This window comes from Enterococcus italicus DSM 15952, from assembly GCF_000185365.1.
Classification (GTDB): Bacteria; Bacillota; Bacilli; order Lactobacillales; family Enterococcaceae; genus Enterococcus_G; species Enterococcus_G italicus.
The window spans coordinates 70,540-84,217 of the sequence record NZ_GL622241.1 but is presented as its reverse complement, the minus strand read 5'-3'; the positions used below and the strand labels follow the sequence as shown (position 1 = coordinate 84,217).

The following is a 13,678-nucleotide window of genomic DNA, read 5'->3' as shown; positions in this document are numbered from 1 at the left end:
TATTTGGCGATTGAGTGAATAAGATATAGATACAATTAGGAGGGAATCCCATCCATGGCAAAATCAGGAATTTATGTGGGCTTGGATATCGGTACATCATCAGTAAAAGTAGTAGTTGCTGAATATATCGATAACCAAATGAATATTATTGGCGTAGGAAATGCCAAATCAGAAGGAATCAATCGCGGTATCGTCGTAGATATCGAAAAAACAGTGAATGCAATTCATCGTGCGATTGGTCAAGCAGAGGAAAAAGCGGGCATTCAAATTCGCAATGTCAGCGTTGGATTACCAGCAAACTTATTAGAAGTTGAAAATTGCCAAGGGATGATTGCCGTAAACGGTGAGTCCAAAGAAATCACGGATGAAGATGTCCGAAATGTAACATCTGCTGCTTTGGTTAGATCGATTCCACCTGAAAGACAAATTGTGGCTATTATTCCACAAGAATTTACGGTTGATGGCTTTGAAGGAATCAAAGATCCACGCGGGATGATTGGTGTGCGTATGGAAATGTTTGGTCTTGTGTATACAGGTCCTAAGACCATTGTCCATAACATCAAAAAATGTGTGGCAAATGCAGGATTGATTTTAGATGAATTAATCATCACGCCACTAGCATTAACTGAAATGATTTTATCTGATGGTGAAAAAGATTTTGGTACGACCGTAATCGATATTGGTGGAGGTCAAACGACGACAGCTGTGATGCATGACAAACAATTGAAATTTACGCACGTTAATCAAGAAGGCGGCGAGTTTGTTACAAAAGATATCTCGACTGTTTTAAACACTTCATTTAACAATGCAGAAGCGTTAAAAATTAATTATGGAGATGCTTATCCAGAGCGCACATCAGAAGCAGAAGAATTTCCGGTAGATGTGATTGGTAAAACGGATCCAGTGAAAGTTAGTGAAAAATATTTGGCTGAGATCATTGAAGCGAGAATGGAACAAATCTTCACTAAGTCCAAAGAAGTTTTGGACAGCATTGAAGCATTAGAACTTCCTGGTGGAGTGGTGTTGACTGGTGGAGCGGCTAGCTTACCAGGCGTAGTTGAATTAGCACAAGAAGTATTTGGAACATCTGTTAAGCTTTATGTACCAAGTCACATGGGCCTACGCAATCCAGTATTCACGAATGTCATTAGTTTGGTTAATTTTGCAGCAAATGTAAATGATGTTTACCGGATTGCAGAAAGTGCCGTGACTGGTGAAAAAGTCACACCGACGCAATCGTACCAAACAGCACCTATTCGCCAAACTTCAGAAGCACCAACTACCGCTTATGAAGAAAGTGATGAGTTAGATTATCAAGAACCAGAAGAATCTCAATCAGGCGAAAGTTTGACAGATAAAGTGAAAGGCTTCTTTTCAAATATTTTTGATTAAGCAGGAGGAATACAAATTATGGAATTCTCAATTGACAATAATGTAAACGAAGGCGCTGTAATCAAAGTTATCGGTGTCGGCGGTGGCGGTGGTAACGCCGTAAACCGTATGATCGAAGAAAATGTAAAAGGTGTTGAATTCATCGCAGTCAATACAGATGTGCAAGCCTTAAAAAATTCAAAAGCTGAAACAGTTATTCAATTAGGCCCTAAATATACAAGAGGTCTTGGCGCTGGTTCTCAACCTGAAGTAGGTGAAAAAGCAGCGGAAGAAAGTGAACAATTAATCCGTGAAGCATTAGAAGGCGCGGATATGGTATTTATCACTGCAGGTATGGGCGGTGGAACGGGTACTGGTGCTGCTCCAATCGTAGCAAGTATTGCAAAAGAAATTGGCGCATTAACAGTCGGCGTAGTTACTCGTCCATTTACTTTTGAAGGACCAAAACGTGGCCGCTTTGCTGCGGAAGGAATTGCAAAATTAAAAGAAAATGTTGATACTTTACTGATTATTTCAAACAATCGTCTATTAGAAGTTGTTGACAAAAAGACACCAATGTTAGAAGCATTCCGTGAAGCAGATAATGTATTGCGTCAAGGAGTACAAGGTATTTCTGATTTGATTACAGCTCCAGGTTACGTAAATCTTGACTTTGCTGATGTGAAAACAGTAATGGCTAACCAAGGTACTGCTTTAATGGGTATCGGTGTTGCTAGTGGTGAAGAACGTGTGATTGAAGCAACGAAAAAAGCAATCTCATCACCATTACTTGAAACGTCAATTGATGGTGCAGAGCAAGTGTTATTAAATATTACTGGTGGGCTAGATATGACTTTATTTGAAGCACAAGATGCTTCTGATATTGTGTCAAGCGCTGCAAGTGGCGATGTAAATATTATCTTAGGTACATCAATCAATGAAGATATGGGTGATGAAATCCGCGTGACGGTCATTGCGACAGGTATTGACCCAACAAAAAAGGATAGTCGATCTGCCCGTTCTTCAAGAACGAGTCAGATCCAACCCAAAGCACAAAAACCAACAATCGAATTAGATCAAGCACAACCAACGCCAGCTGAAGAAGAAACAGCATTTGGTGATTGGGATATTCGTAAAGAACAAACTGTACGCCCTAAAGTTGACGAAACACAGTTTGATACGATTGAAAAAAAAGAATTTGATACATTTTCTCGTGATGAACAAAAGAACTCGGACGACGAATTAAGTACACCCCCATTTTTCCGTCGTAAAAGATAAGGAGGAAGAGCACATGATTTCTGAGAACTTGCGGAAGGTGGAGCAAGAGGTACAGAAAGCATGTGCTCTTGCTTCACGTCAAAGAGAAAGTGTCACGCTTGTAGCCGTAACTAAAACAGTCGATTTAGAAACAACGATTGAAGTCGTCACAAATGGCGTGACAGACTGCGCAGAAAACCGCGTAGAACCTTTTTTAGCCAAAAAAGAAGCGATGAAAGACTTGAATGTGACTTGGCATTTCATCGGGAATTTACAACGAAGAAAAGTAAAGCATGTTATTAATGAAGTCGACTATTTTCATGCGTTAGAGAGCCTATCGTTGGCAAATGAAATTCAAAAAAGAGCAACAAAAAAAATACGTTGCTTCATTGAGGTTAATGTTTCTGGCGAAGAATCAAAGCAGGGCATTAAACCATCTGAATTATCATCATTTGTCGAACAACTTAGTGAATTTGATAAGGTTGAAATCGTCGGTTTAATGACGATGGCGCCATTTCAATCAACAAAATCAGAACAACGCGATGTTTTTTTGCAATTACGGAATTTGCAAAAGAGTATCGAAGCCCAACAACTTACGTACGCACCTTGCCATGAACTAAGCATGGGGATGAGCAATGATTATACCGTTGCGATTGAAGAAGGTGCCACATTTATTCGGGTTGGAACTGCCTTAGTGAAAGAATAGAAAAGGAGGAAAGTTTGTGTCCTTAAAATTGAAAATAACCAATTTTTTTGGTCTGGATGATGAAAATTATATGGATGAAGATCCGTACTTCAATGAATCGCCAACGATGAAGCCTAAAAACTCTCAGCCAAAACAATCCATTGAGCCTTTACCAAAATCCAAAAAAACAGCTACCATCCATACAGCTAATAAACAATACACACCGAAGAGACCAGTGACAAGACAAGAAACTAGACAATCTAAAGTGTATGAAGATAAGGCCACGGTTCCTTCGAAAAAAGTTGTGACCATGCAACATTCTTCAACGCAAAAAAGTACGATGAGAGAAAAAGCGGTCTCTCACTCAAATAAAATTATGATTGTTGAGCCAAAAGCCTATTCTGAAGCAATGGTTATCGCTAAGCATGTCATCAGTGGGGAATCGGTATTAGTTAATTTTCACTTAATTGATGAACCACAAGCTCGTAGAATTGTTGATTTTCTGACAGGTGCCGTGTATGCTGAAGATGGCGATATTAAACGAGTAGCCGATGAAATCTTTTTATGTACACCAAAAGGTATTGAAATCGATGGAACTGCACAATCTCTCGTTGATAATAAACTATTTGATCTATAAGGGAGGTGCATCATATTTTAATCATACAACTTGTTTCATTAATAAATAAGGCAATCTACTTCTATTCAATTTTGTTAGTTATTTATGCCTTACTTTCCTGGTTTCCTGGAGCCTACCAAAGTTTTTTGGGAAAGCTTTTAAGAAAAATATGTGAGCCATATCTCAGCATGTTTGACCATTTGCGCTTACAGATAGGTCCGATTGACTTTACAATTGCGGTAGCCATTATTTTATTAGATTTGGCAGGCAAAGGTCTAACAATTTTATTGATGATGTTAATCTAGAAAGGAGCATATTCCGGTGGACGCAAATATTTATCAGCATTTTAGAAGCGATGAACGTCCATTTATTGATGCTGTTCAAGATTGGATTGAAAAAGTCCAAATGCAGTATGCTCCGTACTTAACCGAGTTTTTGGATCCACGACAAGCATATATTTTAGAAACGATTGTCAGACAACAATCAGATTTAAAATTTGAGTTCTACGGTGGATATGAGCAAGCAGAGCGAACCAGATGCCTGATTTTTCCCGATTACTATACTCCAACGCAAGAAGAATTTGACATTGTCCTTTTTGAAATAAATTATCCGGAAAAATTTACGCAGCTTTCACATGGTAAAATCTTAGGAACGCTCGTGAACTCGGGTCTTAAGCGTGAATATTTCGGCGATATTATCTCAGATGGCAGTCGGTGGCAAGTGTTGGTCGCCAAAGAAGTCCAAAATTATATTCAAATGCAAGTAACGAAAATTGGTTCAGTCAATGTACGCTTACTTGTAAAAGAGTATATCGACTTAGTTTCACCTAAAGATGCTTGGCTTGAAGAGGCGACGACGGTGAGTTCTATGCGCTTAGATACAGTGATAGCCAATGTTTTTTCCATTTCACGTCAACGTTCAAAACAATTGATTGAGGCGGGAAAAGTTAAAGTAAATTGGCGTGTCGCACAAAGACCTGACTTTATGCTAGAATTGTTAGACATTGTATCCATTCGTGGATTTGGTCGTTTGCAAATTCAGCGACAAGGTGGTACAACTAAAAAAGAAAAGATCCGTTTGGCAATCGGTGTATTGCGCAAATAAAAATAAAGAGGTGTAAAAAATGGCATTAACTCCATTAGATATTCAAAATAAGAGCTTTCCGAGTAAAATGCGTGGCTATGAAAAAAGTGAAGTAGATGACTTTTTAGATTTAGTCGTACGTGATTACGAAACAGCGGTTCAAAAAAATCGTGAACTAGAAAAAGCATTGAAACATGCTGAAGAAAAACTTGAATACTTCAATGAATTAAAAGATGCATTGAATCAATCAATTATTGTGGCACAAGACACAGCTGATAAAGTAAAATCAAGCGCAAGCAAAGAGTCGGAAGTACTAGTTACTGCTGCTCAAAATCGTGCCGATGAACTAGTTTCCAATGCGGAGAAACGTGCGCATGCTTTAACGACAGCTGCAGAGGACAAAGCAAAAGAAATCTTAACTGAAGCAACTGAAAATGCCCGTCAGCTTGTCACAGAAACAAATGACTTAAAGAAAAAGACGCGCGTCTTCCACAGCAATTTATCACTTATGTTGGAATCTCAGTTAGAACAAGTAAAAAGTCCAGAATGGGAAGAAATCTTAAAACCATTCTCTAGCTACGTACAAGATAGTCATTCTGTTATTCGTGAAGTTTTATCGAAAGAACTTGACAGCGAAAAAGAAAATGCAGTAAACTCACAACAAACACCGGTTATCGAAGTGACTGAAGAAGCAGTTGCCGAAGAACCGATTGTTGTTGTCGATGCTACTGAAAAAATTATCGATATCCCTGAACCAGAGAATAACTAAAGCTAGAATAGAACAGTAGTTTAGATTCAATTTTTTAGCGAGCTAGTGATGGTGAGAGACTAGTAAACCCTGTATCTAAAGTAATCATCTATTTGTTTTGCTTCAGAATAAAGTAAGAAGCAACGAGTGATTTCGTTATCAATCATGAAAGCAAATAGGTGTGTCTATTTGGAAATTTGGGTGGTACCACGATTGATTCGTCCCTTCATACTTTGTATGAAGGGACTTTTTTATTCAGAAAAAGATAGGAGCGAACGAAATGAAAATGAAAGAAACTCTGCATCTTGGAAAAACTGCTTTTCCAATGCGTGGTAATTTGCCAAATCGTGAAGTTGATTGGCAAAAAGAATGGGAAGAAAAAGATTTATATCGTTTACGACAAGAAAAAAATGAGGGCAAACCAACCTTTGTTTTGCATGATGGACCGCCGTATGCAAATGGAAATATCCATTTAGGCCATTCATTAAATAAAATCAGTAAGGACATCATCGTTCGTTCGAAATCAATGTCTGGGTTCCGCGCACCTTATGTACCCGGATGGGATACGCATGGTCTGCCAATTGAACAAGTATTAACAAATAAAGGAATCAAAAGAAAAGAAATGTCATTGGCTGAATACCGCCAAAAGTGTTACGACTACGCATTAACACAAGTCGACAAACAAAGAAATGACTTTAAGCGTCTAGGTGTTTCCGGAGACTGGAACCATCCATATGTGACACTAACTCCTGATTATGAAGCTGCTGAGATTCGCGTCTTTGGGAAAATGGCTGAAAAAGGCTACATCTATAAAGGATTGAAGCCAATCTATTGGTCGCCATCTAGTGAGTCTTCATTAGCAGAAGCAGAAATTGAATACAAAGACGTAAAATCACCATCAATCTATGTCGCTTTTGATGTTGTTGACGGCAAAGGGATTTTGGATACTGATACTGCATTGGTTATTTGGACAACTACTCCTTGGACCATTCCTGCTAACTTAGGTATTTCTGTCAATCCAAAATACACATATGTCCAAATTGAAGCGGACGGACGCAAATTTGTTGTCGCAAAAGATTTATTAGAAGCCGTTACAAATGAAATCGGCTGGGAATCAGTTACTGTATTAAAAGAAGTTGCCGGAAAAGACATGGATCTAATGACCGCTAAGCATCCATTATACGATCGTACTTCTCTTGTTATGGTTGGAGATCATGTGACGCTTGATGCCGGTACTGGTCTGGTGCATACTGCTCCTGGACATGGGGAAGATGACTTTATTATTGGGAAAAAATATCATTTGGATATTCTATCACCAATCGATAGTCGTGGCTGTTATACAGATGAAGCACCTGGCTTTGAAGGATTGTTTTACGAAAAAGCTAATCCAATCGTCACAGAAAAACTAAAAGAAACAGGCGCCCTGTTGAAATTAGACTTCTTCACCCATAGTTACCCACATGACTGGCGTACGAAAAAACCAGTAATTTTCCGTGCGACACCACAATGGTTTGCATCGATAGATAAATTCCGTCAAGATATTTTGGACGAAGTTGACAAAGTGAATTGGATTATTCCTTGGGGTAAAACGCGCTTGCATAATATGATTCGCGATAGAGGTGACTGGGTCATCTCAAGACAACGTGCCTGGGGTGTACCATTACCAGTATTTTACGCTGAGAACGGTGAAGCAATTTTAACGCCAGAAACCATTGAACACGTGGCACAATTATTTGGAGAATTTGGTTCAAATGTATGGTTTGAACGTGAAGCCAAAGAACTTTTACCAGCAGGATTTACTCATCCAGGTTCACCAAATGGTCAATTCACAAAAGAAACGGATATCATGGATGTTTGGTTTGACTCTGGGTCATCTCATGAAGCAGTCTTGCGTCAACGCGAAGACTTAAGCTTCCCAGCAGATATGTACCTAGAAGGCTCTGACCAATACCGCGGTTGGTTTAACTCAAGTATTACGACGAGTGTTGCTATAAATGGTGTTGCGCCATATAAAGCCGTTCTATCGCAAGGATTTACTTTGGATGGTGAAGGTCGTAAAATGAGTAAATCTCTTGGTAATACAATTTTACCAGAGAAAGTCATCAACCAAATGGGGGCGGATATTTTACGTCTTTGGGTAAGTAGTGTCGATTATGAATCAGATGTACGTGTCTCAATGGATATCTTAAGCCAAGTATCTGAGGTGTACCGTAAAATTCGTAATACAATGCGCTTCTTATTAGCAAATACGGAAGACTTCAATCCAGAAACAGATAGCGTGGCGTATGAAGATTTACGCTCAGTTGATAAATATATGACAGTTCGTTTAAATAAAGTAGTGAAAGAAATTCGCGAAAAAGGATATGAAAGCTACAACTTCTTGCATATCTATCGAACGGTAATTAATTTCCTAACAGTAGATTTATCTTCATTCTACTTAGATTTTGCCAAAGATGTTGTCTATATCGAAGCAAAAGAGAATCACGATCGTCGTTGCATGCAAACAGTGTTCTATCAAACAGCCGTTACTTTGACGAAACTGTTGACACCAATTATTCCACATACAGCGGAAGAAATTTGGTCTCACTTGAAAGAAGAAGAAGCGTACGTTCAACTTTCCGAATTCCCAGAGTTCCAAGAGTTTGCTAATCAAGAGGAATTACTAGATACATGGGTAGCCTTTCTAGAATTCCGCGATAAAGTCTTAAAAGCATTAGAAGTTGCGCGTAATGAAAAACAAATTGGTAAATCAATGGAAGCTAAATTGACCGTTTATCCAAATGAACAAGTAAATGCTTTATTAAAAGCTGTAGACAGCAATGTAGCTCAATTACTTATTGTTTCACCAGATTTCTTCGATGTCCGTCCAGTTGGTGAAGAAACACCAGCCAACGCACAAGTCTTTGAAGATGTTGCATTCGTAGTTGAGAAGGCAGAGGGTGTGGTTTGTGAGCGTTGCCGTCAAATGAAAACACATGTTGGTGCACATCATGAATTGCCAGGATTGTGTGATCACTGTGCGGAAGTCGTACTAGCAGAATTCCCAGATGCAGTTGCAGAAGGCTTTGAATAATAAATAAATAGAAGAACTTTTCATTGAACAATAGAATTGGCTAGGCCAATAAACAAATTGTTCAAAGGAGAGTTCCTCTTTTTTTTATTAGTCTATACCATTCTTATTTCATAATAAAAATATTGGTTTGCTTACAGTTATAAAAATGAGAACGATTCTCATTTGATTCTGACAAAAATTTATGGAAAATTTTCAAAAAATGTGTAAACTGAGTAGTACATTGATAATTCTAACAGTTTGGTAAAAAAAGTAATAATTATTCTAGTTAAATTTTCATTTATTCATTTTTTAGACTATAATAGTCTGAATTTTCAAATAATATCAAGAGGGTGAGTCTCATGAGTGAAACAAGTATGGCTAAGAAACAACCGCACACAATGTATGATCCTTCTTTTGAAAAAGATGCATGTGGAATGGGATTTATTGCAAATCGCCACGGAGAGTCTTCTCATCAGTTGGTGGATTATGCATTGACAATGTTAGAACGAATGAATCATCGTGGCGGTACTGGAGCAGAACCAGATACTGGTGACGGTGCCGGGATATTAATGGCTATTCCAGATTCTTTTTTTCAAAAGAAATCGAACGAACAAGCAATTCAGCTTCCAAGTAAAGGTGATTATGCCGTTGCAATGCTCTTTTTACCAAAGGAAGAAGAGTTTAAAAATGAATTGCAACGAGCACTAGTAAGTGATATCCAGCATGCTGGTTTTCGAGTGATATGGACAAGAGATGTTCCGTATGCTTTTTCTAATTGTGGACCAGGTGCGCAAAAAGTAATGCCTAACTTTGTCCAATTATTTATTGAAAAACCATTAGATGTAGCAGCTGGACGTGAGTTTGAGGATCAATTGTTCCATCTGCGTCGGAAAATTGAAAAAGAATACCATGCCAACGAGCTGTCAATTTGTAGTCTTTCAAGTAAAACTGTTGTCTATAAAGGAATGTTGCATGCGTATCAAGTGCGCTTATTCTATAAAGATTTACAAGATCCGACGATTGAAACAAGTATTGCCTTAATTCATTCACGTTTCTCAACCAATACATTTCCAAGTTGGAATCGAGCGCAGCCGTTTCGCTTTTTAGCACATAATGGAGAAATCAACACCTTGCGTGGGGCGGAAAACTGGATGCATAGTCATCAAATCGAGATGTATGATGACGAAAACTCAGACTCTGCAAAATTAGAAAATTGCATGGAATACCTTTATCGAAATGGTCGGGATATTCCGCAAGCATTGATGATGATGGTACCAGAAGCTTGGGGGCAAGAAGCAAACTTAAGTCCTGAACTTACAGCATTTAATGAATACAATGCAAGCTTTATGGCACCGTGGGATGGACCAGCTGCCCTTTGCTTTACGGATGGTGAAATGGTAGGTGCGGCACTTGACCGTAATGGCTTACGACCATCTCGTTATTCCATCACAAAAGACGGGTTGGTTGTTGTCGCTTCAGAATCTGGTGTGGTGGATTTGGAACCAGCTACCGTTATTGAAAAAGGTGTGTTAGGGCCAGCAAATGTCTTTTTAGTGGATACAACGACTGGTAAAGTCCTACATAATGAAGAAATCAAAGCCCATTATGCCAAACAATATCCCTATAAAAAATGGGTAAAAAACCAATTGCTTTCATTAGATATGTTATCTGCACATCCAGAAGAAGCTTTGTCTCTGTCTGAAGCAGATTTACTTAAACTTTGGAAATTAAACGGTTATACGGATGAAATCATTCGGACCCTAATTATTCCTATGGCTCAAAAAGGGGAAGAGCCAGTCATTTCGATGGGATTTGATTCCCCTTTAGCTGTTTTAAGTGAAAAACCACAGTCTTTATTTACGTACTTTAAGCAACAGTTTGCTCAAGTAACCAATCCGCCAATCGATGCGATTCGTGAGAAATTAGTTATTGGAACGGAGCTTTTTTTGGGACGTGATTCTGATATTAGTCAAGATATTCCTGAAAACTGTCGCAAATTAAAAGTAAATAGTCCGGTACTGTCAACGGAAGACTTTTTAAAAATGAAACAAATGAAGCGCAAGTATCAACAAGCAGTGACTCAATCGATTCTCTATGATTACCAGAAAGAAAAACGCCATAACTTGCGACAAGCGATGGAAAATTTGTGTCGTGAGGCTGAAGCGAAAATTGATCAAGGCGCAACCATTTTGATTTTGACTGATCGTGATCGCCAAGAAGGGAAAATGGCGATCCCAATTTTACTTGCGGTATCAGGGTTGCATAATTATTTGGTCAGTCAAGGAAAAGGATCTCAAGTATCCATTGTCGCTGATACGGCAGAAGCCTGTGAAGTTCATCACTTTGCGATGTTAATTGGATACGGAGCGGGTGCAATTCATCCTTATGGCGCATATGAAACGTTAAATTATTATCACCTTTCTGATAAAGTCGAATCGTATCGCAAGGCGTGTGAAAAAGGAATTGTTAAAATCATGTCTCGGATGGGGATTTCGACAGTTGCGGGATACCAAGGAGCACAATTATTTGAAGCAGTTGGTATTTCAAATGCAGTCGTAGATGAATTTTTCACCGGAACTGCTTCACGAATCGGTGGTCTTTCACTGAATCAAATCGAAGAGGAATATGTAAAACGTTATGATGCAGCTTACGGCGAAAAAGCCAATGACTACTTGCCATCAGGTGGGAGCTTCCAATTTAAAGAAGATGGCGAACACCACTTGTATAATCCGCGAACAATCTATAACTTCCAACGAGCTGTACGGACAGGCGATTACCAACTCTACAAAGAATATGCCAATCAAATGAACCTTGAGGCACTAGAATCTCCGACGACATTGCGTGCCATGTGGGAATTTAAACATAAACGGCAACCGATTGAAATTACTGAAGTTGAGCCAGCGGAACGGATTGTCAAGCGCTTTAAAGTCGGTGCGATGTCCTATGGCTCGTTAAGTGAAGAGGCTCATAAATGTATCGCCGAGGCCATGAATCAAATTGGTGCAAAATCAAACAGTGGTGAAGGAGGCGAGCATCGCAATCGTTTCAAACCTGAAGCAAGCGGTGTAAATTACAATAGTAAAATCAAACAGGTCGCTTCAGGTCGTTTTGGTGTGAATGCGGAGTACTTAATGAGTGCTGAAGAAATTCAAATTAAAATGGCACAAGGAGCAAAACCAGGTGAAGGTGGACAACTTCCAGGGAATAAAGTTTTCCCATGGGTTGCTGAGATTCGGGGGTCAACACCAGGTGTCCGCTTAATTTCACCACCACCGCACCATGATATTTATTCTATTGAAGATTTGGCTCAATTGATTTATGATTTGAAAACCATTAATCCATATGCTCGAATCAATGTGAAACTTGTGTCCAGTACAGGTGTCGGAACAATCGCCACTGGTGTCGTCAAAGCGGGTGCGGATGTCGTCGTTATCTCTGGCTATGATGGTGGAACGGGTGCATCGCCGAGAAATTCTGTCCGCGATGCAGGCCTTCCATGGGAAATGGGGGTTGCTGAAGCGCATCAGACGTTAAGCATGAACCATTTACGCCAACGAATGGTGTTGGAAACAGATGGAAAATTGATGACAGGTCGCGATATTGCAGTTGCAACACTTTTAGGTGCTGAAGAATATAGCTTTGCTTCACTAGTGCTAGTAGCTGTTGGTTGTGTGATGATGCGCGTATGTAGCTTAAATACTTGTCCTGTGGGTGTGGCGACACAAAACCCAGCTTTACGGAAGTTTTTCGCTGGAAAACCAGAGCATGTTATTCATGCAATGATGTTCTTAGCTGAGGATTTACGGGAAGTAATGGCCGAATTAGGATTTCGCACAATTGATGAAATGGTCGGCCATGCGGAAGTATTACAACCACGCTTCGTACCAAAAGGAAAAGCGAAGTCATTAGACTTTTCAAGAATGATTGGAACTGAAATTGGAATCGAACGCAAAGTAGAAGATCCTTTTGCTGAAAAACGTCAATGGAAAGAACTTGATTTTTACAGTCAAGGAGCCATTGAATCGCAACAACCTATTTTTGTCTCACATGCGATTAACAATGTGCAACGGTCTGTCGGAGCACGAATGGCCGGTTGGCTAGCGGAACGTTTCGGAAATTATTCATTGAAACCAGGCTTGTTAAACTATACCTATACGGGAATAGCTGGCCAAAGTTTTGGTGCCTTTATCACGCAAGGCATGCAATTAAAACTAATCGGCGAAGCCAACGACTATGTCGCGAAAGGCCTCAGTGGTGGGCGTTTAATTATTGTTCCTCCTGAAGACGCCGGCTATGATGTCGATCATTCACCAATCGTTGGGAACGTTGCTTGTTTTGGCGCCAATCGCGGTGAAGCATACTTTAGAGGAATCGCGGGCGAGCGCTTCTGTGTAAGAAATAGTGGCGCACAAGTCGTGGTCGAAGGTGTCGGTGATCATGGGTGTGAATATATGACTGGTGGGGTTGCCGTTATTTTAGGTAAAACAGGTCGTAACTTTGGCGCAGGGATGTCTGGTGGTGTCGCATATGTCTACGATCCGACACATACTTTTGCTGAAAAATGCAACATGGAAATGGTCGATTTGTTTGGCCTAAATGAATCAGGTGATGACCAGGTGTTAAAAGAATTAATTGAGAAACATTTGGCCTATACAAAGTCGACAAAAGCGGCCTATATTTTGCATCATTGGGATACAGAGCAACAGCATTTTGTCAAAGTATATCCTACCGAGTATCATCATATGCTTGATACGACAGCAACTTTTAAAGACGCTGGCTACAATGAAACGGATGCTGTGGAAATGGCTTTTGAGTCTGTCGTAGGGACACAATTGACGATACCTAGTAGAAAGGAGTGAGAAGTGA

General features: G+C 39.6%; 9 protein-coding genes and 1 other annotated feature. All 9 genes read left to right on the top strand.

All coding sequences use genetic code 11. The features are described 5' to 3' along the window. The first annotated feature begins 54 nt into the window (after positions 1–54). The gene (gene ftsA / locus HMPREF9088_RS00390) at positions 55–1,392 is read left to right on the top strand and encodes a cell division protein FtsA (RefSeq protein ID WP_007207103.1); all 1,338 of its coding nucleotides are present in this window, start codon (positions 55–57) and stop codon (positions 1,390–1,392) included. A gap of 18 nt (positions 1,393–1,410) precedes the next feature. Beyond that, positions 1,411–2,649, top strand: a complete 1,239-nt coding sequence (gene ftsZ, locus HMPREF9088_RS00385) for a cell division protein FtsZ (RefSeq protein ID WP_007207102.1) — start codon at positions 1,411–1,413, stop codon at positions 2,647–2,649. A gap of 13 nt (positions 2,650–2,662) precedes the next feature. After that, on the top strand, positions 2,663–3,334 hold the full coding sequence (locus HMPREF9088_RS00380) for a YggS family pyridoxal phosphate-dependent enzyme (RefSeq protein ID WP_007207101.1): 672 nt from the start codon (positions 2,663–2,665) through the stop codon (positions 3,332–3,334). A gap of 16 nt (positions 3,335–3,350) precedes the next feature. Continuing rightward, positions 3,351–3,950, top strand: coding sequence for a cell division protein SepF (locus tag HMPREF9088_RS00375; protein WP_007207100.1), 600 nt, complete (start codon positions 3,351–3,353; stop codon positions 3,948–3,950). 23 nt (positions 3,951–3,973) lie between these two features. Further along, positions 3,974–4,234, top strand: a complete 261-nt coding sequence (locus tag HMPREF9088_RS00370; protein ID WP_052607498.1) for a YggT family protein — start codon at positions 3,974–3,976, stop codon at positions 4,232–4,234. Between the two features lie 16 nt (positions 4,235–4,250). Next, positions 4,251–5,033, top strand: coding sequence for a YlmH family RNA-binding protein (locus HMPREF9088_RS00365; protein WP_007207098.1), 783 nt, complete (start codon positions 4,251–4,253; stop codon positions 5,031–5,033). Between the two features lie 19 nt (positions 5,034–5,052). Continuing rightward, positions 5,053–5,781, top strand: coding sequence for a DivIVA domain-containing protein (locus tag HMPREF9088_RS00360; protein ID WP_007207097.1), 729 nt, complete (start codon positions 5,053–5,055; stop codon positions 5,779–5,781). Further along, positions 5,777–5,989: a binding site (T-box leader), on the top strand. Its footprint overlaps the gene before it by 5 nt. Before the next feature lie 51 nt (positions 5,990–6,040). Beyond that, the gene (gene ileS / locus HMPREF9088_RS00355) at positions 6,041–8,833 is read left to right on the top strand and encodes an isoleucine--tRNA ligase (protein WP_007207096.1); all 2,793 of its coding nucleotides are present in this window, start codon (positions 6,041–6,043) and stop codon (positions 8,831–8,833) included. A 338-nt stretch (positions 8,834–9,171) separates the two neighbouring features. Beyond that, entirely contained in the window at positions 9,172–13,671 is a 4,500-nt protein-coding gene (gene gltB, locus HMPREF9088_RS00350) for a glutamate synthase large subunit (RefSeq protein ID WP_007207095.1), read from the top strand. Positions 13,672–13,678 lie beyond the last annotated feature (7 nt).